Annotated in this window: 19 protein-coding genes; 10 read left to right on the top strand and 9 right to left on the bottom strand. The window is 70.5% G+C overall.

The window, feature by feature from the left end; all coding sequences use genetic code 11:
- Positions 1-48: 48 nt before the first annotated feature.
- Positions 49-2,751, bottom strand: a complete 2,703-nt coding sequence (locus HLI28_RS13765) for a GNAT family N-acetyltransferase (RefSeq protein ID WP_171248127.1) — start codon at positions 2,749-2,751, stop codon at positions 49-51.
- 30 nt (positions 2,752-2,781) lie between these two features.
- Positions 2,782-3,393: a class I SAM-dependent methyltransferase gene (locus HLI28_RS13760; protein WP_216077739.1), complete on the bottom strand. Its 612-nt coding sequence runs from the start codon at positions 3,391-3,393 to the stop codon at positions 2,782-2,784.
- A gap of 166 nt (positions 3,394-3,559) precedes the next feature.
- On the opposite strand from HLI28_RS13760, the gene HLI28_RS13755 reads away from it, so the two are divergent.
- The 3 genes from HLI28_RS13755 (at position 3,560) to HLI28_RS13745 (ending at position 7,657) form a co-directional block, all read left to right on the top strand.
- A complete protein-coding gene (locus tag HLI28_RS13755; RefSeq protein WP_171248126.1) occupies positions 3,560-4,105 on the top strand; it encodes a hypothetical protein in 546 nt (181 codons plus the stop codon).
- Positions 4,106-4,365: 260 nt separating this feature from the next.
- Positions 4,366-4,986, top strand: a complete 621-nt coding sequence (locus HLI28_RS13750; protein ID WP_246246735.1) for a hemerythrin domain-containing protein — start codon at positions 4,366-4,368, stop codon at positions 4,984-4,986.
- Positions 4,987-5,170: 184 nt separating this feature from the next.
- Positions 5,171-7,657, top strand: coding sequence for a DNA gyrase/topoisomerase IV subunit A (locus tag HLI28_RS13745; RefSeq protein WP_171248124.1), 2,487 nt, complete (start codon positions 5,171-5,173; stop codon positions 7,655-7,657).
- A gap of 7 nt (positions 7,658-7,664) precedes the next feature.
- Here the strand turns inward: HLI28_RS13745 and HLI28_RS13740 are convergent, their stop codons facing one another.
- On the bottom strand, positions 7,665-9,257 hold the full coding sequence (locus HLI28_RS13740) for an MFS transporter (RefSeq protein ID WP_171248123.1): 1,593 nt from the start codon (positions 9,255-9,257) through the stop codon (positions 7,665-7,667).
- Positions 9,258-9,374: 117 nt separating this feature from the next.
- On the opposite strand from HLI28_RS13740, the gene HLI28_RS13735 reads away from it, so the two are divergent.
- From HLI28_RS13735 to HLI28_RS13725, 3 genes are read left to right on the top strand one after another with little or no spacing between them, the layout of a single operon-like run.
- Positions 9,375-10,088, top strand: coding sequence for a class I SAM-dependent methyltransferase (locus tag HLI28_RS13735; protein ID WP_171248122.1), 714 nt, complete (start codon positions 9,375-9,377; stop codon positions 10,086-10,088).
- Positions 10,089-10,132: 44 nt separating this feature from the next.
- Positions 10,133-10,549 (top strand): GNAT family N-acetyltransferase, encoded by a 417-nt coding sequence (locus tag HLI28_RS13730; protein ID WP_171248121.1) that lies wholly within the window; start codon positions 10,133-10,135, stop codon positions 10,547-10,549.
- Between the two features lie 58 nt (positions 10,550-10,607).
- A complete protein-coding gene (locus tag HLI28_RS13725) occupies positions 10,608-11,066 on the top strand; it encodes a hypothetical protein (protein WP_171248120.1) in 459 nt (152 codons plus the stop codon).
- A gap of 14 nt (positions 11,067-11,080) precedes the next feature.
- On the opposite strand, the gene HLI28_RS13720 is transcribed toward HLI28_RS13725, so the two are convergent.
- Entirely contained in the window at positions 11,081-11,788 is a 708-nt protein-coding gene (locus HLI28_RS13720) for a lysoplasmalogenase family protein (RefSeq protein WP_171248119.1), read from the bottom strand.
- Positions 11,789-11,830: 42 nt separating this feature from the next.
- On the opposite strand from HLI28_RS13720, the gene HLI28_RS13715 reads away from it, so the two are divergent.
- A complete protein-coding gene (locus HLI28_RS13715; RefSeq protein WP_171248118.1) occupies positions 11,831-12,385 on the top strand; it encodes a GNAT family N-acetyltransferase in 555 nt (184 codons plus the stop codon).
- A 173-nt stretch (positions 12,386-12,558) separates the two neighbouring features.
- Here HLI28_RS13715 and HLI28_RS13710 read toward each other — a convergent pair whose 3' ends face one another.
- Both HLI28_RS13710 and HLI28_RS13705 read right to left on the bottom strand, forming a co-directional pair.
- Positions 12,559-13,683: a GNAT family N-acetyltransferase gene (locus HLI28_RS13710; protein WP_171248117.1), complete on the bottom strand. Its 1,125-nt coding sequence runs from the start codon at positions 13,681-13,683 to the stop codon at positions 12,559-12,561.
- 61 nt (positions 13,684-13,744) lie between these two features.
- On the bottom strand, positions 13,745-14,869 hold the full coding sequence (locus HLI28_RS13705) for a GNAT family N-acetyltransferase (protein WP_171248116.1): 1,125 nt from the start codon (positions 14,867-14,869) through the stop codon (positions 13,745-13,747).
- Positions 14,870-14,938: 69 nt separating this feature from the next.
- Between HLI28_RS13705 and metH the strand changes: the two genes are divergently transcribed.
- Positions 14,939-18,535 carry a methionine synthase gene (gene metH, locus HLI28_RS13700; protein WP_343035840.1) on the top strand — a complete coding sequence of 1,199 codons (3,597 nt, stop codon included), beginning with the start codon at positions 14,939-14,941 and terminating at the stop codon, positions 18,533-18,535.
- A gap of 417 nt (positions 18,536-18,952) precedes the next feature.
- On the opposite strand, the gene HLI28_RS13695 is transcribed toward metH, so the two are convergent.
- Positions 18,953-21,943, bottom strand: coding sequence for an SIR2 family protein (locus tag HLI28_RS13695; protein ID WP_171248115.1), 2,991 nt, complete (start codon positions 21,941-21,943; stop codon positions 18,953-18,955).
- A gap of 399 nt (positions 21,944-22,342) precedes the next feature.
- Entirely contained in the window at positions 22,343-22,666 is a 324-nt protein-coding gene (locus HLI28_RS15820) for an ATP-binding cassette domain-containing protein (protein ID WP_171248114.1), read from the bottom strand.
- Positions 22,667-22,764: 98 nt separating this feature from the next.
- Between HLI28_RS15820 and arfB the strand changes: the two genes are divergently transcribed.
- Entirely contained in the window at positions 22,765-23,211 is a 447-nt protein-coding gene (gene arfB, locus HLI28_RS13685) for an alternative ribosome rescue aminoacyl-tRNA hydrolase ArfB (protein WP_171248113.1), read from the top strand.
- A gap of 3 nt (positions 23,212-23,214) precedes the next feature.
- On the opposite strand, the gene HLI28_RS13680 is transcribed toward arfB, so the two are convergent.
- Positions 23,215-23,586 (bottom strand): rhodanese-like domain-containing protein, encoded by a 372-nt coding sequence (locus tag HLI28_RS13680; protein WP_216077738.1) that lies wholly within the window; start codon positions 23,584-23,586, stop codon positions 23,215-23,217.
- 157 nt (positions 23,587-23,743) lie between these two features.
- On the opposite strand from HLI28_RS13680, the gene HLI28_RS13675 reads away from it, so the two are divergent.
- Complete coding sequence (locus HLI28_RS13675) at positions 23,744-24,388, top strand: dihydrofolate reductase family protein (protein WP_171248112.1); 645 nt, start codon at positions 23,744-23,746, stop codon at positions 24,386-24,388.
- Positions 24,389-24,429: the final 41 nt, after the last annotated feature.

Raw genomic sequence — 24,429 nt, 5'->3', positions numbered from 1 at the left:
TCGCATTGTCCCACTGTTCGCCCGCGCGCGAGCCCCGCGACCGGCGCCTCAGCCCGGCAGCGCGCGCCGCAGCGCGTCCGCGCGCCGGCCGGCCGGCCGGAGGCGCACCGCGGCGTGCAGCACCGCGGCCCCCTGCTCGGCGACGACGACGGGGTACATCTCCAGCGCGGCGAGCTCGGGCAGGTCGTCGGCCATGACGGACACGCGGGCGAGCACGTCCTCGAGCGCGTCGACGTCGGCGGGCGGGGCGCCGCCGTAGCCGTACAGCCGCGGCGCGGCGCGCACGGTGCTGACCATCGCGGAGATGTCGACGTCGGTCAGCGGCGGGATGCCGTGGGCCACGTCGTCGAGCAGGTCCACGGCGTCCCCGGCGAGGCCGAACGAGACCATGGGGCCGAACAGCGGGTCCTCGGCGGAGCGCACCACGCAGGCCACGCCGGGCGGCGCCATCGCCTGCACCTCGAACACCGGGGACTCGTCGCCCACCAGGGCCGAGGCGACCGACCGGAGCCGCTCGACGTCGTCGCGCAGCTCGGTGGCGTCGGTGATGTCGAGACGCACCCCCCCGAGGTCGCTGCGGTGCCGCAGCGCCGGCGAGGTGCTCTTCAGCGCGACCGGCCAGCCGAGCTCCTCGGCGGCGGCCACCGCCTCGTCGGCGTCCCGGGCCGGGCGTGCCTCCCACAGCCGGATGCCGTAGCAGGCCAGCAGCTCGGCGGCCTCGTGGCCGTCCAGCTCGCGCCCCTCGGTGTCCGCGAGCCACGACTCGACGAGCTGCCGGGCCCGCCGGGAGTCGACGCCGTCGGGGGCGACCTCGTGGCCGCGCGTCACCGTGCGCTGCTCGGCGTGGTCGACCACCTTGCCGAGCGCGACCACGGCGTCCTCGGGGGTCGAGAACGCCGGGATCCGGACCAGCGTGCCGTCCGGCGCGACGGCGGCGAGCTCGTCGGGCATGCCGTGCAGCCCGAGCATGGAGGCGACGGTCGTGCGCCCCGTCCGCGCCGCCGCCTGCGCCACGGCCCGGGCGATCGCCCCGGTCCGGGGCTGCACGACGGGCACGTCGACGGCGACGACGACGTCGCAGGACTCGGGGGCGTACAGCGCCTCGACGGTGCGGGCGATGTCCTCCTCGTGGGCGTGCGGCGGCAGGTAGTCGCTGGAGGTCGCGACCTCCAGACCCGCCGACGCCGCGGCCTCGGCGACCAGGGCCGCGAGCGCCGCCGAGGACGCGAGGATGCCCACCCGCCGGCCCTCGGGCAGCGGCTGGTGGGCCAGCACCTGGGCGACGTCCATGAGCTGGTGGGTGTTCTCGGCCTGGATGACGCCGGACTGGCGCAGCAGCTCGTCGAGCAGCCGCCGCGGGGCCCGGGTGGCGCGGACGGCGTGCCCGGGCGGGACGACGTGACCGGACCGGCCGGCGGTGGCGACCACGATCGGTTTGACGGCGGACAGCCGCCGCGCGATGCGGGAGAACTTGCGCGGGTTGCCGATGGACTCCAGGTAGAGGCACACCACCTGGGTGGCGTCGTCGTCCTGCCAGTACTGCATGAGGTCGTTGCCGGAGACGTCGGCGCGGTGGCCCGCCGAGACGAGGGAGGACACCCCGAGCCCACGGCGCTCCAGCGTCGCGGTGAGGGTGACGGCCGCGGCGGCGGACTGGCAGAACAGCCCGACGACGCCGGCGGGCGGCGGGCGTTCGGCGAGGCTCGCGCGCAGCGCCGACCCCGGCGTGGTCGTCAGCAGCCCGTAGGACACCGGCCCGACGAGCCGCATCCCGGCGGCGTGCGCGGTCCGCACCAGCTCACGACGCCGTTCGAGTCCGTCGGGGCCGGTCTCGGCGTACCCGCCGGAGAGCACGACGACGCCGCGCGCTCCCCGGCCGGCGAGCCGGCGCACGGCGGCGAGCGCGTCCTCGGGCGGGACGGCCAGCACCGCGAGGTCGATCCGGTCGACGTCGTCCCAGCCGGCGGGCCGGAGCACGTTGCCGGCCACGGCACCGGGCGGGTCGAGCACGAGGAGCTCGGTGTCGCCGGGGTCGAACGAGTAGGCGTCCAGCACCCGGCGGGCGAGCAGCGCCTCGGGGGTGCCGTCGTCGTCCCCGGGGCCGACGAGCAGCACCCGGCGGGCCGAGAGCAGACCGGCCATGGAGCGCGCCTCGGTGCGGTGCTCGCGGTCGGCCATCACCGCCCGGGACCTCTCGGTGGGGTCGAGGTCGATGCCGACGGTGACGAAGCCGTCGTCGAGGTGCTGACTGATCTCGTAGCCGGCGTCGCGGAACACGCCGAGCATCGAGCCGTTCTGCGGCAGCACCTCGGCGGTGAAGCGCCGCACGCCGCGTTCGCGGGCGGCGCCGGCCACGTGCTCGAGCAGCACCGAGGCCAGCCCCTTGCCCTGGAGCGAGTCGGCGATGTTGAAGGCGACCTCCGCCTCGCCGTCGGCGATGACGTCGAAGCGCGCGACCCCGAGGATGTCCTCGCGGGCGGTGCCCTCCTCGTCCTGGCCCGGCCGGACGGCGACCAGCGCGACGCGGTCCCGGTGGTCGACGTCGACGAGGCGCCGCAGCTCGCGGTCGGTGAGCCGCGGCATGGGTGCGAAGAACCGCATGTACGTGGACCGCTCGGACTGCCCGGTGTGGAACCGCTGCAGCGCGTCCGCGTCCTCGGGGCAGATGGGGCGCAGGTGCATCGTGGTGCCGTCGCGCAGCACCACGTCGGCCTCCCACTCGACGGGGTAGGCGGTCCTCGGAGCGTCCATCCCCTGCAGGCTATCCGCTGACGACGACGATCACCCCGGGGCCCGGCCGGTGTGGTCGAGGCGGTACCAGCGCGGGGAGGACCGGTTCATCGGCCAGTGCAGGCCCTTCAGGTCGACCTCGGAGACCGACCGCACGTCCCACGCCGGGAACGCCTCCGCGACGTCCTGCCGCGACACGCCCCCGATGAGGGACCGCCACCGGGTGACGCCGAACGCCATCATCAGCAGCGTCGAGCCCGGCCGGGCCACGGCGGTGACCTCGCGCCCCATCGCCTCCCGGTCCGCCGCGTCCAGCCCCTGGAAGCAGCCGACGTCCAGGAAGAGGTCGACCGGGCCGACGCCGAGCCCGCGCAGCCGCGTGACGTCGCCGACGACGTAGGTGGCGGTGGCGGCCGGGTCGCGGTCGCGCGCCTCCTCGACCGCCTGCGGCACCGCGTCGACGCCCACGGCCTCCCAGCCGCGCCGGGCGAGCTCGCGGGTGTAGATCCCGCGGCCGCAGCCCAGGTCGAGGGCCCGGCCCAGCGGGCGCCCCCGCCCCTCGGCCGCGCCGTCGAGCACCGCTGCGACGTCGGCGGCGGCGACCTTCGGGTACCGCTCCCAGGGCCGGACACCGAACCGGTACATCCGCGCGTAGTCCGTCATCCCGATCACCTCCGCGTCCACGTCTCCCGACGAGCCCCCGACGCCCAGTCTGCCCCGGTCTGCCCCGGCTCACCTCGTCAGCGAACTGCCAGGTGGGCCCCAGGGACACGGCAGGTCCGGCCACGATGCTGGAGACGTCCGGAGGCTCCGGGCGGGGAGGAGCATCATGAAGCGTCGGTTCCTGCGCCGGACGGCGGCGGCCGGGGCCCTGGGGCTCGCGGCGCTCGGCGCGGCCCCCGCGGTCGCCGCGGACACCGCTCTGCCGCAGCACGAGGTCCAGCACACCGGCACCGTCGTCGAGCTGCTGCAGACGCTCGTCGACGACGGTGCGATCACCGCCGCCGAGCGCGACGCCATCGCGGCCGACGTCGAGCGGGCCGACGAGGGCGAGGAGGACGACGAACGCCTGCTCGACCTGCCCACGGCCGCCGCCGTGATCGGCATCGCCCCGGCGGCGCTGCGAACGGCCCTGTCGGCCGACGGGGCGACGCTGGCCTCGGTGGCGGCGGCCCGGGGCGTCCCGCTCGCGACGCTGGAGGCCGGCCTCGTCGCGGCGACCGCGCAGCGGCTGGAGACGGCGGTCGAGATGGGGCTGCTCCCCCGCGACGAGGCCGACCAGTGCCTGGTCGAGCTGGGCGCCGTGGTCGCCGACGTCGTCCAGGCCGAGTATCCGGACGTCACCGGCAGGTGGTCGACGCCCAGCACATCCTGACGACGCCGCCGTCAGAACAGCCCGGCGAGGATCTCGGCGGCGCGGGTCAGGAGCTCCAGGTGGCCCTGCGGCACGCCGACGGGCACAGGCCGCCGAGAGCTCGCGGCGCTGCTGGCCGACATCGCCCAGCGTCTTGACACGGCGAGACCACCCCGCGAATGTAGACGTGAGATCACGCAGCGAGAGGCGTTGCCATGTCCTCGATCCAGCCCTCACCACCCGGATCCCCTGAGCCCGCCATCACCTGCGACGCGAGCGGCATGGCCCAGATCCACCGCTTCTTTCGCGCCGGCTTCGGTGAGGCACCAGATCTGGTGCGCGGGGTCGAGCCCGGAGACGTCTCCCACGCGACGGCCGTGGCCGAGCATCTGTGGCTGCTGTCGACGGCCCTGCACGCCCACCATGAGGGCGAGGACGAGCGCCTGTGGGACGCTCTCGCGTCCCGCGCCCCCGGGTGCGCCGTGCACGTCGAGCGGATGAAGGTCCAGCACGCCCGGATGCTCGGGCACCTCGCCGAGCTCGACGTCGCGCTGCCGGCCTGGAAGGCGAATCCTGCTCCGGCCACCGCCGACGCCGTGCTGAGCGCTCTCGACGGCGTCAACGCCGCACTCGCGGAGCACCTGCCGGACGAGGAGCGGGAGATCGTGCCGGTGATGGAGACCACCCTCACCCAGGAGGAGGTCGACTGGTTCAGCGAGCACGGCAGGCGCGCGACTCCGCGCGGGTACATGTGGACCCAGCTGGGAGGCATCGTGGCGGCGCAGCCCGATCCCGATGCATGGCTGCGAGCGCACCTGCCGGCGCCGGTCCGGCTCATGTGGCGCGCGGTGGGGCGGCGGCGCTATGCGGCGCACCGCGCCGGCCTGCGCCGCTCAGCCTGAGCCTGAACATCGCCGACCACCGCGTCCTCGCCAGGCCGGTCGAGCTCGCCAGGCCTCTGGACCGGCCCGCCTGCGCGGTTCCACCCCGCGCTGACGCTACGCTTCCTTCGAACGCCCGTACGCGGCCGCCGTGCCGCCGTCGGGCCCGCAGTCCGCACCGAGGAACACCAGGGAGCCGCACCGCATGGCGCGCAAGAAGGCCGCACCCGTCGCCGACGAGCCGTACGACGAGACGATCGTCGACATCGACGTCGCCGCGGAGATGGAGACGTCGTTCCTCGAGTACGCGTACTCCGTCATCTACTCGCGCGCCCTGCCGGACGCCCGTGACGGCCTCAAGCCGGTGCACCGCCGGATCCTGTACATGATGGCCGACATGGGCCTGCGGCCCGACCGCGCGCACGTGAAGTCCTCGCGCGTGGTCGGCGAGGTGATGGGCAAGCTGCACCCGCACGGCGACGGCGCCATCTACGACGCGCTGGTGCGCCTGGCCCAGGACTTCTCGATGCGCCTGCCGCTGGTGGACGGCCACGGCAACTTCGGCTCCCTCGACGACGGCCCGGCCGCCGCCCGGTACACCGAGGCACGCCTGGCCGCGCCGTCGATGGCGATGACGGCCGGGCTGGACGAGGACGTCGTCGACTTCGTCCCGAACTACGACAACAAGCTCACCCAACCCGAGGTGCTGCCCTCGGCCATCCCGAACCTGCTGGTCAACGGCGCGTCCGGCATCGCGGTCGGCATGGCCACGAACATGCCGCCGCACAACCTCACCGAGGTCGTCGCGGCCGCCCAGCACCTGCTGGCGAACCCCGAGGCGACGCTGGACGACGTCATGCGGTTCGTCCCCGGGCCGGACCTGCCCAGCGGCGGCAAGATCATCGGGCTGGACGGCGTGCGCGACGCCTACCGCACCGGCCGCGGCTCCTTCCGCACCCGCGCCACGGCGCGGATCGAGAAGGTCACCGCGCGCCGCCAGGGCATCGTGGTCACCGAGCTGCCGTACACGGTCGGCCCGGAGAAGGTGATCGAGAAGATCGCCGACGGCGTGCGGAACAAGAAGATCCAGGGCGTGACGAACGTCCAGGACCTCACCGACCGGGCGCACGGCATGCGCGTCGTCATCGAGGTCAAGACCGGGTTCGACCCGGAGGCCGTGCTCGAGCAGCTCTACCGCACCACCCCGCTGGAGGACTCCTTCGGCATCAACAACGTCGCGCTCGTCGACGGCCAGCCGCGCCCGCTGGGGCTGCTGGACCTGCTGCAGGTCTGGGTCGACCACCGCATCGACGTGGTGCGTCGCCGGTCGCAGTACCGCCTGGGCAAGCGCCGGGACCGCCTGCACCTCGTCGAGGGTCTGCTCGTGGCGATCCTGGACATCGACGAGGTCATCCAGGTGATCCGCTCCTCGGACGACGCCGCGACCGCGCGCGAGCGCCTGCAGTCGGTGTTCGACCTGTCCGAGCCACAGGCCTCCTACATCCTCGACCTGCAGCTGCGCCGCCTGACGAAGTTCTCCCGCATGGAGCTGGAGTCGGAGAAGTCCCAGCTCGAGCAGGAGATCGCCGAGCTGGAGGCGATCCTCGCCGACGAGGCGCGCCTGCACGGCGTCGTCTCGGACGAGATGGCCGAGGTCGCGGCCACCTACGGCACCCCGCGCCGCACGGTGCTGCTCGACTCGGCCGGCGGGACGGCCCAGTCCGCCACCGCGGCGCCGACCCGCGGCAAGAAGGCCCCCGCCCTGGACCTGGAGATCAAGGACACCCCCACCCGGGTGCTGCTCTCGGCCACCGGGCTGCTGGCGCGCACGTCCGGCGAGAACGCCGACGCGCCGGTGGAACGTGCCGGACGCCGGCACGCGCACGACGCGCTGCGCTCCGACGTCGCCACGACGGCGCGCTCCGAGATCGGTCTGGTCACCTCGGCCGGGCGCCTGTACAAGCTGTCCGCCCTGGAGCTGCCGGCCCTGCCGAGCGTCGACGGCCCGCCGTCGCTGTCCGGCGGGGTGCCGGTCAGCGAGATGGTGTCGCTGGAGGCCGGCGAGCAGGCGCTGGCCGTCGTGTCGCTGGACGAGGACGCCGCTCCCCTGGCTCTCGGCACCCGCCACGGCGTGGTCAAGCGGGTGCTGCCGGGTGACGCGCCGCGCAACGGCGACGTGTGGGACGTCATCGGCCTCAAGGACGGCGACGCCGTCGTCGGGGCGGCACCGGCCGCGGACGACGACGAGGTGGTCTTCCTCGCCTCGGACGCCAGCCTGCTGCACTTCGAGGCCTCCCTGGTCCGCCCGCAGGGCCGTGCCGCCGCCGGCATGGCCGGCATCCGCCTCGGCGGGGGCCAGCACGTGGTGTTCTTCGGCGTGGCCCGCGCGGCCACGCGCGACCTGCACACGGTGGTGACGGTGGCCGGCACGGCCGGTGCCCTGCCGGGCACGGGCGGCGGCTCGGTGAAGGTCACCCCCTACGAGCTGTACCCGGGCAAGGGCCGCGGGACCGGCGGCGTGCGCGCCCACCGGTTCCTCAAGGGCGAGGACGAGATCGTCCTGGCCTGGGTCGGGGAGGGTCCGGCACGGGCCGTCGGCACGGGCGGCCAGCCGGTCGACCTGCCGGAGGACAACCCCCGCCGTGACGGCTCCGGGGTGCCGCTGGCCGGCCCGGCCGCCGCCATCGGCTGAGGCCCCGTCAGGTCTCGGACGGCGGCTGGTACCGCGCGCGCAGCTCGCGTTCGCGGTCCCGCCGCGGGAAGGCCAGCAGCACCAGCAGCGAGCCGAGCAGCACGGCGACGATCCCCGCCAGGTAGGCCCACTGGTCACCCGCGAGGAACGACTCGCGGGCCGCGGCGACGATCTCGTCGCTGTACTGGGGGTACTGCGACGCGATGGACTCGGCCCCGGCGAAGGACTTCTCCAGCGTCGCCTGCGTGCTCGCCGTGAGGTCCGACAGGTCGCTGTCACCGCTGATCGCCGTGGCCATGGAGCTCGCGTACCCGGCGGCCAGCAGTGCGCCGAACGCGGACTGCATGATCGCTCCCCCGAGGTCGCGCTGCAGGTCGGCCGTGCCGGAGGCCATGCCGACGCGCTGCACCGGCACCGAGCCGGTCAGGGAGTTCGACGCCGGGGTCCCGGACAGCCCGACGCCGACGCCGACCAGCAGGTAGGCCAGGCCGACCGCCCAGTATCCGATGCCCTCGCGCCACAGCAGCAGCATCACGAGGAACCCGAGCAGCACGAACACGTAGCCGGACAGCATCGTCGCCCGCGAGCCGTGCCGCTCCACGAGCGCGGCCGAGCGGGGCGCGACGAGCACCATGCCGACGGCGCCGGGCAGGATCGCCGCGCCGGCCGCGACGCTCGAGTAGCCGAGCACGTTCTGCATGAAGAGCTGGCCGATGTACATGGCGCCCATGAGCGAGCCGAAGATGATGAGCCCGGCGACGGCCGCGACCCAGAACGTCGGGCGGGCGGCCACGCGCAGGTCGTACAGCGGGTTCTCGGCCCGCAGCTGGCGCAGCACGAACCAGGTGCCGGCGCCGACGACGGTCCCGCCCAGCACGGCGAGCAGTCCGGCCCGGCCCGGGACCGCGAGCAGGTTGATGCCCATGACCAGCGACCCGACGAGCAGCACGGACAGCACCCCGCCGAGGTGGTCGACGGGTTCGACGCTCTCGTTGACGTGGGACGGCACGAGCACGATCGCCATGACGAAGGCGATCGCGGCCAGCGGCACGGTGAGCAGGAACACCGACCCCCACCAGAACTGGGTGAGCGACCAGCCGGCGGCCAGCGGTCCGAGGGCGGCGAAGGCGGCACCGATGCCGGACCACAGGGCGATGGCGCGGGTCCGACCGGGGCCGGACCACAGCGCGGAGATGAGGGCGAGCGTCGTGGGGAACGCCATGCCCGCGCACAGTCCCCCGCCCAGCCGCGCGACGAACAGCACCTCCACCGACGGCGCCCAGGCGGCGAGCAGGCTGAACGGGACCGTCAGCCCGGTGCCGATCAGCAGCAGGAGCTTGCGCCCGTACCGGTCGCCGACCGCCCCGAGGTAGAGCACCGAGGCGGACAGGCCCAGCGAGTAGCCGACGGCGACGAGGTTGAGCTGGACCTGGGAGGCGTCGAGGGCGTCACCGATGTCCGGCAGCGCGACGTTGGCGACCGACAGGTTGAGGTTGGCCACGGCCGCCACGAGGATCAGCGTCGCGAGCACACGCCCCGTCGGCGCGCGCCGAGCCGTGCCCGACGACGCGCTCCGGGCGGCCTGCCCGCCTGCGTCCATGCCGTGAGGCTAGGCGCAGACGGGTCCGCTCACTCGCCGACGGCGACTTGCACTCCGTCGCGGGTGAATGTTGCCTCTGCCACCCGTCTGGACCCGGATCTCTGGCATGCTCTGGCCATGCGCCTGAGCACGGTGGACGAGCTGCTTGACCTGCTGGACGGCGTCGTCGCCGCCCATCAACGCGGGGACCGCACGTGCCGCGAGGCCGAGGACTTCTGGCACCGGATGCTCACCGGGCCGGACCACCCGTTGAACACGACCCTTCCCGACGAACCGTTGGTCGACTGGTCGGCGCGCGGACTGCTCGACGGCCTGCGGGGCGCGCGGGTGCTCGACGTCGGCTGCGGGGCGGGGCGCAACGCCGCCTGGTTCGCCGCCCAGGGTGCGGAGGTGGTCGGTATCGACCTCGCCTCCGAGCTGCTCGACACCGCCCGCCCGCAGATGCCACCCGGGGTCACGCTGATGTCGGTCGACGTGCTGCGCGAGGAGCTGCCGGCAGGACCGTTCGACCTCGTGTACGACTCGGGCTGCTTCCACCACCTGGCGCCGCACCGCCGCATCACCTATCTCGAGCGCGTCCTGCCGCTGGTGGCACCGGGCGGGTTCTACGGCATCGTGGCCTTCTCCCAGGAGCGCCAACCCAGCGTCGACGACAAGACCATGGTGGTCACCGGGGACACCGTGGGCGGGACGTCCTTCACCCTGGAGGATCTCGAAGGGATCTTCGGCGACCACTTCGACCTCCTCGAGGCCCGGCCCGTCCGCGACGACCACCCCGAGGCGTTCGGCGCCGACTTCCTCAACGCGGCCCTGTTCCGCAGCCGAGAGTGAGACGGCCGGGCGTCCTGCCCGGCGGTGATGGTGGACTCGTCCGTGTGACCGCCTACGAGTTCTCCGCCGACCCGAGCCGTCTCGACGTCGACTGGATCCACGCGATCCTGTCCACGCAGGCGTTCTGGGCCCGCGGGCGCACCCGCGCAGCGCAGGAGGCCGCCGTCGCCAGCAGCCGCAACTACGGCATGTACGCGGACGACGGCGCGCAGGTCGCCTACGCCCGGGCCGTGACCGACGGCGTCACGTTCGCCTGGGTGGCCGACGTCATCGTCGACCCGGCGCACCGACGCCAGGGGCTCGGCACCCGGATCATAGACGGGCTGATGGCCGACCTGGAGGCGCTCGGCCTCAAGCGGGTGCTGCTCAAGGCCTCGCCCGAGGGCCACGAGCTGTACCGCCGTGCGGGGTTCGACCGCCTCGACGAGCCGGAGACCTGGCTGGGGCGGCGCCTGCGCTGACCCGCTTGCCCGGCTGGGCCTGAATTGCCTATTTTGCGTTGATGGTGAGGAGCGACCGATGACCGAGCAGCGACCTTCCCCGGCGGAAGTGGCCTCCCTGCCGACGTCGTCCCAGCGCCCGGCGCCGGCCGACGCCCAGGACCGTCACATCCACGGCCGTGCCGTGATTCTTCAGGCTCTCGCGCTGGGCGCCTGCGCCGGAGCCGTGCTCAGTCTCTGGAACAGCTCGCTGCCGTGGCGCGGGCTCGTCAACGTCGCCCTGCAGGCAGCCATACTCGGCGCGATCGTCGCAGCGACAGCCCACCGGCAACGGCGGACTCTAACCTGGCCCCGGCACGCCCGGCGCACGACGCTCGTCGGCATCACGGGCACAGGGGTGCTCTACGTCGCCATCGCGACGTCCGTGTACCTCGGTGGCGCCGCGGCTCCCACGGCCTGGGTCTCGGTCGGGATCGGCGCCGTCGTCGCTCTCCCGGGCGTCGTGGCCGGCGTCCTCATCGCCAGAGACCGTCGGTGACCCGCCCCCGCGGCTCAGGCGGCACGACCTGAGATCTCCTGCCGCGCCACGACGCCCGCGACGAGCAGCGCCTGTCCGACGACGTAGGTGAGCATCACCCAGAAGTCGGCGGCGGGCGGCGCGAACCAGTCGGTGAACGCCCCGAGGGCGATCATCGCGTCGGAGGCGAGGAAGACCGCTCCGCCGATCCCGGCCAGTCGGTGCACGCCGGTGGCGAGGACCGCCATGGAGACCAGGCAGACCGCGTAGACGACGATGGCGACCGCCAGCACGCCGGGAGCCCCGGGCAGGCACAGCGCGACGAGCACGACCGCGAGCGCCGCGTAGACGAGCAGCACCCCGCGGCGACGGTGCAGCACCGAGTCGCGGCGGTCGGGCCAGAAGGCGGTCACATACACCACCTGTGCGACGAGGAACCCGCCGACCATGGCGAGGAACGCGGCGTCGCCGGTGAACAGGTCGGGCAGGGTGTCACCGACCCAGGAGAAGCCGAGCGCGACGAGGACCAGCCGCACGAGGCGGGACCGGGGTGCCGTCGTCGCGCACCAGAGCACGGCCGCGAGCGCCGGCATGAGCAGCCACTGCGTGGGCTCCGCCAACGACCCGGCACCGAGGAGCTGTGCCACGAGGTGGACGAGGACCAGTGCGGAGAAGACACCGGCCGCGACGCGGGCGAGGCCCGAGCGCAGCACCGGGCGGTCGGTATGAACGGCATCGGTCATGCGCGGCAGCGTAGCGCCCGGCCGGGGTGCGATCCTGCCGCCATGACCCCCGACCCCGTGCTCCGCCCCCTCGCCGCCGACGACGCGGAAGCGGTGCTGGCGGCGTTCCGCTCCGCTCCCGACATGGCCCGCCAGGGCGACGTGTCGACTCCCACCGAGGCCAGGCGGTACGTGGACCGGCTGATCGATCTCGCCGGTCCGCACCGTGCGTTCGCCGTGGACGACGCCGGGACGTGCGTCGGCCTCGTGACCGTCACCGTCGACGCTGTGAACCGCAGCGGGTGGTTCTGGTACTGGATGCACGCCGACCACCGGGGGCGCGGACTGGCACAGCGGGCAGCCGCGACGGTGGCCGACTGGGCATTGTCCGACGGCGAGCTGGAGCGCCTGGAGCTCGGCCACCGGGTCAACAACCCCGCGTCGGGCGCGGTGGCGCGAGCCGCAGGGTTCGTCCGCGAGGGCACCGAGCGCGAGAAGTTCCTCGTGGACGGACGGCGCGTCGACGTCGCCGCCTACGGCCGGCTGCGGACGGATCCGGCGCCCAGCGGCGCGCGACTGTCCTTGTTTTCGGGGGTGTGCGTGCCGCAGGAACGGTGACGGGCCAACGCACGCCCCTCACGGATGGCGTGATTCTCACGCCATCCGTGAGTGGCGCACGCTGCAGTGCCGACGCTCCCGCTAAACGAACAGGTCCGATCAGCACTGCCGACCGAGCGGCGGCGGGCCGCGGCGAGCGCCACGCCGGAGCCGGGGCCGCCCCGGCAAGGCGCCTACAGCTCGATACTGAGCAGCCGCGACCCGTGGGTCTTGGTGTACCCGAGGTGCGCGTACAGCCCGTGCGCACCGCTGGGGTTCGCGGTGTCGACGTCGAGGCAGGCGTACTCCATGCCGTCGGCGGCGAAGGCCCGCATGCTCGCCAACAGGGCCGCGAGGCCGGCCTTGCGTCCGCGATAGGCGCGCCGGGTACCGAGAACCGCGGTGTAGCCGAACGAGTAGCCCCGCACCTCGAAGTCCTCGGTGTACAGCTCGTTCATCGCGTAGCCGACCACCAGCGGCTCCCCGGCCCGCAGCGCGGCCGCGGTCTCGTCGTCGGTGTGCTCGTCGGCCAGCAGCGCCTGGACGTCCGGGGCGTCGTCGACCACGAGACGGCTCCACTGCGGCGCGAAGCCGGTGCGCCCGCCCGTCCACTGCTCGCGGGTGTTGGGCTCGCTGCCCCAGTGGTCCCGGAACGCGTCGTTGTGCGCCAGGCGCGTGGCCTCGTCGAGGTCGGCGCTGAACGGCACGAGCCGCAGGGAGCCGTCGAGCGTGACCTCGGGCAGCGGCTCGGCCTCCAGGTCGCGCAGATCGCGGCGCAGGTCGGAGTAGAACCGGCGCGGCTCGAGACCCGCCCGCTCGTACAGCCGGAGCTTCGCCGCCGGGCCGTCGTCCTCGGCGAAGACGCCGATCCGGGCGGGCAGCTCCTTGCCGGACGCCGCGAGCACCTGCCGGGCTCGGGCGACCTGCCACGCGAACAGTTCGCGGCCGATGCCCTCGCCGCGGCGGGACGGGTGCACCCCGCCGAACAGGAACGCCCGCAACGTGCGCGAGTCGCCGGGAAGCGTCTCGACGTGACCGTAGGCCCGCAGCGCGCCGTCGGCGTCGAACCCGAGGATCGAGTCGTCCTCGAACCGGCGCCACGGGGCGTCGAACAACTCGGTAAGCTCCTCGAGGGTCTCGCGGTAGGGCTCGGCGTCGGCCTCGGCGGTGGTGTTGCGCAGGTCGAGCAGCGCCGCGGCATCGTCGGCGGTGGCCGGGCGCCAGGTCAGCCCGCCGGCGGTCAGGGCCGGCAGCGTCGCCGGGGCGTCGGCGCGCTCGGCGAGGGGCGCAAGGTCGGGTGAGGTCTCCACGGTGGCCATGCGGCGAGCGTACGGCGACCCCGGTGCAGGCCGCACCGGGTTTTCGGGACCGGGCGGGTCGTTACAGCTCGATGCTGAGCAACCGTGACCCGTAGGCCAGGGTGTACCCGACGTGGGCGTAGAGCCCGTGGGCTCCGCTGGGGTTGGCGGTGTCCACCCCGAGGCAGGCGTACTCCATGCCGTCCTCGGCGAATGACCGCATGCTCGCCACCAGGGCTGCCAGACCGGCCTTGCGTCCCCGGTACGCCTTCCGCGTGCCGAGGATCGCCGTGTACCCGAACGTGTAGCCCCGCGTCGTGAAGTCGCCCTCGAAGAGCTCGTTCATGGCATACCCGACGACGAGCGGCTCCCCGGCACGCAGGGCGGCCGCGGTCTCGTCGTCGGTGCGGGGGTCGGCCAGCAGCGCCTCGACATCCGGGTCGTCGTCGACGACGAGATGGCTCCATCGCGGCACGAAGCACGCGCGGCTGTGCGTCCACTGCTCCGGCGACTTCGGCTCGCTGCCCCAGTGGTCGCGGAACGCGTCGTTGTGCGCCAGGCGCGCGGCCTCGTCGAGCTCGGTGCTGAACGGCACGATCCGCAGCGAGCCGTCGAGGGGGACGTCGGGCAGCGGGGCTGACTCCAGGTCACGCAGGTCGCGGCGCAGGTCGGCGTAGTACCGGCAGGGCGTGAACCCGGCCCGCTCGTAGAGACGGAGCTTGGCGGCCGGGACGTCGTCGTCGGTGAAGACGGCAAGCCGGGCGGGCAGCTCCTTGCCGGACTCGGCCATCACCTGGCGGCCGCGGGCGACCTGCCACGCGAACAGCTCGCGGCCGATGCCCTCGCCCCGGCGGTCCGGGTGCACGCCGCCGTCCAGGAACACGCGCAGCGTGCGGACGTCCCCGGGCGGGGTCTCGACCCAGCCCTCGGCCCGCAGCCGACCGGCGGCGTCGAAGCCGAGCAGGGTGTCGGTGTCGAACCGGCGCCACGGGGCGTCGAACAGGTCGGTGACCTCGTCCAGCACCTCCCGGTCGGGCACGCCGTCGGCTGCGGCGATCGTGTTGTGCAGCTCCAGCAGGGCCGGGGCGTCGGCGACGGTGGCCGGACGCCAGGTGAGGTCCCCGGCGGTGATCTCGGGCAGGCGCGCCGGGGCCGCCGCGCGCTCCGCGATCGGGGCGAGCGTGGCAGCGGGCTCCACGGTGGCCATACGACGACGGTAGGTCTCACCAGGTGTGCGTCGCACCCTGTTTTCGCCCGGCCGAACTAGGCTGACCGGGTGACTTCCACGCTCGACCTCGCCGCTGCCGACGCCCGTTCCGCCGCCCTGCTCGAGGCGCTGCGCACCCGGGTGGTCGTCGGTGACGGCGCCATGGGCACGATGATCCAGGCGGCGGACCCGACGCTGGAGGACTACCAGCAGCTCGAGGGCTGCAACGAGATCCTCAACGTGACCCGCCCGGACATCGTCCGTGGTGTGCACGACGGGTTCCTCGAGGTCGGCGTGGACGCGATCGAGTCGAACACGTTCGGCGCCAACTGGTCGAACCTGTCCGACTACGGCATCGAGGACCGCATCCGCGAGCTGGCGCGCGTGGGCGCGGAGCTGGCCCGCGAGCGCGCCGACGCCTACACCACGCCGGACCACCCGCGCTGGGTGCTGGGGTCGATGGGTCCGGGCACGAAGCTGCCCTCCCTGGGCCACACCACCTACGAGAACCTGCGCGACACGTTCGCCGAGCAGGCCGCCGGGCTGCTGGAGGGCGGCGCGGACGCGATCCTCGTGGAGACCAGCCAGGACCTGCTGCAGACCAAGGCCGCCGTGAACGGTGCGCACCGCGCGATGGACGCCGTCGGGCGCCGTGTGCCGGTGATCGCCTCGGTAACGGTGGAGACCACGGGCACCATGCTCATGGGCTCGGAGATCGGGGCGGCGCTGACGACGCTGCAGTCCGTCGGCGTAGACGCGATCGGCATCAACTGCGCCACCGGCCCGGACCAGATGAGCGAGCACCTGCGCTACCTGTCCAAGCACGCCGAGGTGCCGGTCACCTGCATGCCGAACGCCGGGCTGCCCGAGCTCGGCCCGCACGGCGCCGTCTACCCGCTGACCCCGGACGAGCTGGCGGCGGCGCACAGCCAGTTCGTCGACGAGTTCGGCCTGGGCCTGGTGGGCGGCTGCTGCGGCACGACGCCGGAGCACCTGGGCCGCGTCGTCGAGGCGGTGCGCGGCCGCGCGCTGCCGGAGCGCGAGATCGAGCGCACCAGCGGTGTCGCGTCGCTGTACTCGCACACGGACCTGACCCAGGACACCTCGTACCTGGCGATCGGCGAGCGCACCAACGCCAACGGTTCCAAGGCGTTCCGCGAGGCGCTGCTGGAGGGCCGCTGGGACGACATCGTCGACATCGCGCGCGACCAGACGCGGCACGGCGCCCACCTGCTCGACGTCTGCGTCGACTACGTGGGGCGCGACGGCGTCGCCGACATCACCGAGGTCGTCTCGCGGCTGGCGAGCGCCTCGACGCTGCCGCTGGTCATCGACTCCACTGAGCCGGCCGTCATCCGCGCCGGGCTGGAGCTCGTCGGCGGGCGCGCCGTCGTGAACTCGGTGAACTTCGAGGACGGCGACGGGCCGGACTCCCGGTTCCAGCGGATCATGCCGGTCGTGCGCGAGCACGGTGCCGCCGTCGTCGCGCTGACGATCGACGAGGAGGGCCAGGCCCGCACCACCGAGAAGAAGGTGGCGATCGCCTCCCGCCTCATCGACACGCTCACGCAGCAGTGGGGCATGCGGGTGGACGACATCATCGTCGACGCCCTGACCTTCCCCATCGCGACCGGCCAGGAGGAGACCCGCCGGGACGCCATCGAGACGATCGAGGCGATCCGCGAGATCACCCGGCTCTACCCCGGCGTGCACACGACGCTGGGCGTCTCGAACGTGTCCTTCGGCCTCAACGCGGCCGCGCGGACGGTGCTGAACTCGGTGTTCCTGCACGAGGCCACGCAGGCCGGGCTGGACTCCGCCATCGTGCACGCCGCGAAGATCCTGCCGCGCACCGCCATCGACGACGAGCAGTGGCAGGCCGCCGAGGACCTCGTGTGGGACCGGCGCCAGTACGACGACGAGGGCAACCTGACCCACGACCCGCTGTCGCACCTGCTCGAGGTGTTCTCCGGCGTGGACGCCGCCGCGATGCGCGACCAGCGGGCCGCCGAGCTCGCCGCGCTGCCCGTGGGCGAGCGTCTGGTGCGCCGCATCATCGACGGCGCGCGCAAGGGGCTCGAGGACGACCTGGACACCGCGCTGGCCGACGGCATGAAGGCCCTCGACATCGTCAACACCCACCTGCTGGGCGGGATGAAGGTCGTCGGCGAGCTGTTCGGGTCCGGGCAGATGCAGCTCCCGTTCGTGCTGCAGTCCGCCGAGGTCATGAAGACGGCCGTGGCGCTGCTCGAGCCGCACATGGAGAAGGTCGAGGGTGCCGAGGAGCAGTCCAAGGGCGTCATCGTGCTGGCGACCGTGCGCGGCGACGTGCACGACATCGGCAAGAACCTCGTCGACATCATCCTGACGAACAACGGCTACACGGTGGTCAACACCGGCATCAAGCAGCCGATCTCCGCCATGATCGAGGCCGCCGAGGAGCACGACGCCGACGTCATCGGCATGTCCGGGCTGCTGGTGAAGTCGACCGTGGTGATGAAGGAGAACCTCGAGGAGCTCGTCTCGCGCGGGATGGAGAAGCGCTGGCCGATCCTGCTCGGGGGCGCGGCCCTGACCCGTACCTTCGTCGAGGACGACCTCGCCTCCGCCTTCCCCGGCGTCGTGCGGTACGCCCGCGACGCCTTCGAGGGGCTGCGCCTCATGGAGCCGCTGGTCGCCGTTGCGCGCGGCGCCTCCCCCGACGACGTCGACCTGCCGGCGCTGCGCAAGCGCCGCCACAACGTCGTCAAGGTCACCGAGACCGCGCCGGAGGACCTGCCCGAGCGGTCCGACGTCGCCACCGACAACACGGTGCCCACTCCCCCGTTCTGGGGCACGCGCGTGGTCAAGGGCATCCAGCTCGCCGACTACGCCGCGTTCCTCGACGAGCGCGCCACCTTCATGGGCCAGTGGGGCCTCAAGCCCGGCCGCGGCGAGGACGGCGCGTCGTACGAGGAGCTCGTCGAGACCGAGGGTCGGCCACGACTGTCCCAGTGGCTCGACACCATCCGCACCGACCAGATCATGGACCCGACGGTCGTCTACGGGTACTTCCCCGTGTGGTCCGAGGGCGACGACATCGTCGTGGCGCACCACGGACCCGGCCTGGCCGGCATCGGGGCGCCCGACGGCGGCTCCGGCGGTGAGCCCGGCACCGAGCGGCTGCGCTTCACCTTCCCCCGCCAGAAGCGCGACCGGCACCTGTGCCTGGCCGACTTCGTCCGGCCCAAGGCGTGGGTCGAGGAGACCGGTCGCTACGACGTCCTGCCCGTCCAGCTCGCCACCGTCGGCGAGCCGGTGTCCGCGTACACGGCGAAGCTGTTCGCCGCGAACAAGTACCGCGAGTACATGGAGCTGCACGGGCTGTCCGTGCAGCTCACCGAGGCGCTGGCCGAGTTCTGGCACTCCCGCGTGCGCGCCGAGCTCGGGTTCGGCGACGAGGACCCGCGGGACGTCGAGGGCATGTTCAAGCTGGAGTACCGCGGGGCGCGGATGTCACTCGGCTACCCGGCCTGCCCCGACATGGAGGACCGCCGCAAAGTCGTCGAGCTGCTGCGGCCCGAGCGGGTCGGTGTGACACTGAGCGACGAGTTGCAGCTGCACCCGGAGCAGTCGACCGACGCGTTCGTGATGCATCATCCCGAGGCGAAGTACTACAGCGTGTGAGCCGCCCACGTGACGTCACGTCATCGCGGTTTCGGCAACGCGGCAGCCTGCAGTCGACACAAGGCGCCACACTGAGGCTCGTAGGTGACGAAGTGCTCGCAGACCGCGAGCTTCATGGCCCGTGCAAACGCGGCTTCAGGTCTGATTCCGTCAGCAAGCAGCATGCCGCGCGGTCGTCGACCCGAGCCGAAGCGGCTCGGCTCGATCGCCACCCATCATCCCGCGATCTGACGCCGGTGGTCTTGGTCCCCGATGGAATTCGAGGCGCATTGACAAGCACCCTGGTCTAGAACTGAGACATACTCGTGAACCCGAAAATGGGAAGTATGCGAGACGAGAAACTTACCAACCAAAACGAAATGCGATCGAACTCCATGATTCGCCGGCTCCGCGTACGCGGTAATCGGAACAAGCGGCCTAGATGTCGATCATCTTTACGCGCGAGCGAGCCAATGTGCGACGGCGGCGCATCTCTTCACGCAACTGGTCCAGGCGGCGTTTCCGAAGCGCGTCAGAATCATACCTCGTTGCCCGCGAGAATATTTCCACACAGGCTTCAAGGAGATTTTCTTCGTCCTCGCGCGAGGCGAAAGAGTAGGCACTCTCATAAACCGACCGCAGGAGGCGCAAGATGAAGTTTCTTGTTAGCCAGCTATTCTCCACACCAGCAGCGAGGGTGCGGATTGCACCGGACCATCCAGGCTCGCGGAGAGAGTACGCGAATAAGCAGGCAGCGATCGCGCTCTCATCGTTCTGAGAGAGGGATCCCTCAGCGACTTCTCGTTGGAAAACAAGCACCAGTTTCCTCGATGCCAGCGTAGACTCAATCCCTCCGGCAGCGACCGCCGCAGGGAAGAGCCGAAAGAGTTCATCGACGATCTCTTCGAGTACCTCCGGATCGTTGGCCCTCAACTCGTCAACATCATGAAGCGATTTGGCTATCTGATCGATCAAGTCTGAATACTGCGGATCCTCCTGCATCACTGAGACAAGATGGCCCCAACGATTCAGCACCCGCCTAAACGCTCTGCTCTTCAAGCCCAGATCTTCCACTTGGTCTGAATCGCGAAGCACGGTCGAAGTCAACTCGAGCGACCGCATCAACTTCCGCAGGGGTGATATATCCGTCGTGCTGTCGACGGGGAAAGGCGCGAGATCCGAATCGTCGTGGTCGCGAACCTGCAACCCTGAATGTTTCTGGGAATCAGAGGGTTGAGAATCGCCGGGAGGTGGCGGCGGCGCGTCTACCGGTTCGAGGACAGCGTAGGGGGTCCGCTGCGTGGCAAGTTCCTCGTCCAGCGGGAGGGTCGAGAGAACGGATTCCAGAACACTCCCATCTGACCGCACCAGCGCAGAATAGTCGCGAACAACCGCTGAATAGTAAAGCGCGTTGTCCAGCAAGTAATCGCGAAACTTGTGATCCACATTCGCTCGCTTTGCGGCAAAAAGAAACAGAAAACTGCTGCGAGCGAAGCCAATATAGTTCTCTTCTCGATGCAATACGCGAAGCTCGGTAAGATGGTGAATAATTCCGATCGCGGAATCTGGCCAGTCGAACGATTTCATAGTAGTGTCGAAAAACTGAACAGCCTCAGCTTCCGGTACGGCGGAAACCTTCTTCCGGGCGAGAATCTCCGCAAAGCAGGCGAGCAGTGCCTCTCTGCCGGGTTGATCAATCTCGAAGCGCGAGTCTTCATGGGGATCCCCGCGACCTAGAAGCAACGACACGTATTCTTCAAGAATTGCCGTTTGAGACGCGGTGCTTGCCACTTGGCCACCGCTAAGCAGCACCGATACAAGTAGCGACACGGAGAATGGAGTGCGTGGCAGGTGCTCGGCTCTTAGTACCTCATTTACGACCGGCACTAGTCGTTCGGCGTCCGGCGGACTTGCGTTCCGGACCAAGTGTTCAACCTCGGCATCCCCAAGCTTGCCGACGTAGAGAAGGCGCGGCTCGTGGCCCGACTGGTTCAGCTTGTCAATAATTACGTCTTCATCCCCTTGACGGCAGCCAATAATCTTCACGATCGCATCATTATCCAACAAGTCGGACATGACATGGGAGAAGATTCGGCGGACTCCTGGGTGAACATCGTCAAGAGCCAACACATGATCGATGATAGTGCCGTCACCCGACAATAGCCCGAGACCGGCAGCCGCAGTGTACGCTCGCTTTGCCAGGGGATTGCTCTTCGCCTTGCATTCTCGGAAGCTCAGATAGAGAGGTGCCGCTGTCCCCAGATCCTGAGACGATTTTAGTGCGAACCACTTGATGGCCGTTGTTAGGCCGGTCTCGCTCTCGGCCGCTATCACGATGAATTCATCCGTGCCGACGACGGAGTGCGGATCGATTTTCTCAATTGGCTTGCCAGTGCGCTGTTGCTTCACAAACTCACTGTGTGGTACCGGCAAAAGAATGGGTGGGAGAAGGTGTTGTTGAATCTTACCCCCGGTCGCGGTTCCTGTTTGCCCCAAGATTAGGTCGGACTCAATATCACTCAAGATTCTGTCTCGCGCATCTTGCGCAACATCGCGGACCAACCCCCGGGGCGATCTTTCCACGTCGTCAACAACTGACGCCATCTCGGAAATAAACTGAGGTAGATCCGAATAGTTATCGCCGAAAGCAACTGGCGTGATGTGATCGACTGCATGCGCTTTTTCTAGCGATTCGACCTCAGATTGTAGGCATAATCTGAAGTGATGCATGCCGGAGGGCTTGAATAGTTCAGCGTGCCATCGCGTCAGTTGGCCCAGGTTCGGATCGCGCAGCCCTTCGCCGCAACCGATATAGATCAGAGATTTCACGGATGATATGCTGTGCTGCAATGCTTGCGCTGGGTTTGAGTTTAGTACAGCGCTGTAGTCCTCGGTGCTAAAAACTGCAGAACTTGGGTCTGACCAAACACCATGAATATGTCCGATCGAGTTAGAGAGCGTACCCAAGACTTGCTGCATCTGCTCAGGTTGATTCCAGTGGGTTGTCCCACGATTCAGATGCTTTTCAAGCAGCGTATCGTAGTTCGTGGTGACTATAGGAAAGGGCAGTTCGCCAATCGCGTCCAAGAGCGTAGTGTCTCTCGCTTGAAGTTCTCCTACTGCATTTTCGAGCCAGTTCGCATAGGCTTGCTCACCAACGGCTAGTAGCTTGGCTTTGATGGCGGATGCAGCTTGTACAAGTTGCTGGTTCTCGCCCGATTCGATGCCATAATCCAGCAGACTGCTAACCATGGCTCGCCAACGATCGTCATCCTCAGCGCCGAAGATGTGGGCGCTTTCAATGCCGTGTCTGATTAGTCCGACCCATGTAGCGGTCGGTGCGTTTGAAGTCGCTGCGACCGAGACGCCAGCTCCGACGACGACGATCACGTTGCGCGCCTGTATCGCTTGTCTAAGGGCTTGAATCACTTGCACTCCGTTCTTTCCTGTGAACAGTCTATGCTGTCTGACAGACGGCCGCTGGGTGAATTTGTGAGCCCATGGAAGGCTATGCCTCACGAGGTGCCCGCGGTTCGCAACCGTCGTCGCGAATGCGATGCCAAGGACTCAGTGCAAACGGTTCTCAATCTCCCATGGCCTCACGGGTCCAGGCGTCTGAGGTTGGGAGTCAGCGGTGCGGGCGTGTTGCGAGGTAGTCGGGTAGACGATTGCGACGGTGCACTTGGGCTTGTTGGCGTGGTAGCGGTGCACCTTGACGGGTCGCCCAGCATCGCCGTCGCTATCCCGAGCCGCTGGCCCATCCCCAGCGAGAGTCCCTTGACGCGCGTGTTTGCCACGGTGTCGAGGCCGGTCGTCAGGATGACCTCCTCAAGCTTCGACGTCCGATCGCGTGCGAGGCGGCCAGCACCCATAGGTGGTTGCGGGCGGCCCGGCCCGGTGACACGGACTTGGCCTCGAGCAGCGCCCCGCGGCACGTTTCGGCGCCACGTGGTCCGCGAGCGGCTTGCCCTTGATCGTCGCGGTACCCGAGTCTGGCCGGTCGAGGCCCATGATCATGCGCATCGTTGTCGACTTGCCGGCGCCGTTGGGCCCGAGAATCCCGGTCACCGAGCAGGGCGGAGCCACGAACGAGATGTCGTCGACGGCCCGCTTGTGGCCGTCGGTCCTGGTCATCCTGGACATCTCGATCATAAGCACACTCTCCGCAGGGATGACCTCTTGAGCGCCGGAGGCCATCGGGGACGCCGAATGTCCGTGACCTCAGTCAGGGGACGCGGCACGATGGAGGTATGCCCTCGCCGACCCGTGCCGGACTCGTCGTCAGCCCGTCCCTGACGATCCCCCGGGCCGAGTTGACCGAGCGGTTCTCGCGGTCCTCCGGACCCGGCGGGCAGGGCGTGAACACCACCGACTCCCGGGTGGAGCTGTCCTGGGACGTCGAACGCTCGGCGGTGCTGAGCCGCGTCCAGCGGGAGCGGATCGTCGCCAGGACGGGTCACCGCCTGGTTGACGGCGTCCTGACGGTGACGGCATCCGAGCACCGCGAGCAGCGCCGGAACCGGGACGCGGCCACACACCGCCTGGCAGCGCTCGTCGCCGACGCCGTCGCGCCACCTGGCCCCGCGCGTCGTGCCACCCGACGCACCCGCGGATCCCAGGAACGGCGCCTGAAGGCCAAGAAGCAGCGGTCCGCGACGAAGCGGATGCGCTCGTCGCGGCCGTCGCGTGACGAATGAACGTCAGTCGACGATCTCCAGGCCGGTCTCGTCGGCCGCCTCCTGGACGCCGCCGGCGTTGACGACGTCCTCGAAGCCCTGCGCCTTGAGGAAGTCGAGCGCGGCGCCGGCACGGTTGCCCGAACGGCAGTACAGGACGTAGGAGCCGTTCGGGTCCAGCTCGGCGAGCTGCTGGGTAGCGTCGGGCGACTGGACGTCGATGTTGAGCGCGCCCTCCAGGTGGCCGCCGGCGAACTCGGCCGGGGTGCGGACGTCGATCACCGTCGTCCCGGCGTCCAGCGTCGTGGTATCGCCGTCACCCGACGGCGCGCACGCGGCGAGTGCCACGGTGCCCGTCAGCGCCAGCCCGATTCCCAGCATCGACATCTTGAACATGCCCCTACTACTCCCGTCAGTCGTCGCACGGAGCGGTCACCCCGTTCTGGAGCATCCTACTAGATACCCCCTGGGGTATCTAGCCGCGGTCGTCAACGATGACTATCCGCTCCCCCGACGGTCCACCCTGCGACGGTTTACCCACGCGGGAGGACCCATGGGCATCATCCAGATCGAGCTCTTCGCCACCCTCGACCTCGTCGGCCAGTCCCCCGGTCGCCCCAACGAGGACCCGGACGACTTCCCCTTCGGCGGCTGGCAGGCGCCCGTGATCGACGACGTCACGGGCTCTCAGATCGCGGCGGCCTACGAGGACACCGACGCCCTGCTGCTCGGTCGGCGGACCTACGACATCTTCGCCGACTACTGGCCGCACCAGGAGGGCGGCCAGGACAACAGCATCGCGACACTGTTCAACCGCGTGCCCAAGTACGTGGCCTCGCGCGGCCGCCCCGACCTGGGCTGGGCCGGGTCCACACAGCTCGGCCCCGACCTCCCCGCCGCCGTGCGAGAGATCCGCGAGCGCCACGACAAGGTCTGCGTCGTGGGGAGCCTAAACCTGGTCCAGACGCTGCTGCACGAGCGGCTCGCCGACACGCTCGACCTGTGGCTGCACCCCCTTGTGCTGGGTGCCGGCAAGAAGGTGTTCGACGGCGGCGAGGTCCCCGCCGGCCTCACGCTCCTCGGCCCGCCGGAGGCGAGCCCGCACGGCGTCGTGCACCTGCGCTACGGGATCGGCACGACGCCACCCCGCACCGGGGACATGACCGCGCCGGACCGCGGAGCGGCGCCTCGGAGCTGACGCAGGTACTTGCCCCTGACCCGGCGGGCTGTCATCGTGCC

Source organism: Isoptericola sediminis, assembly GCF_013085345.1.
GTDB lineage: Bacteria > Actinomycetota > Actinomycetes > Actinomycetales > Cellulomonadaceae > Isoptericola > Isoptericola sediminis.
Note: the sequence above shows the minus strand (reverse complement) of the source record. Positions and strands in the feature narration are given on the sequence as shown.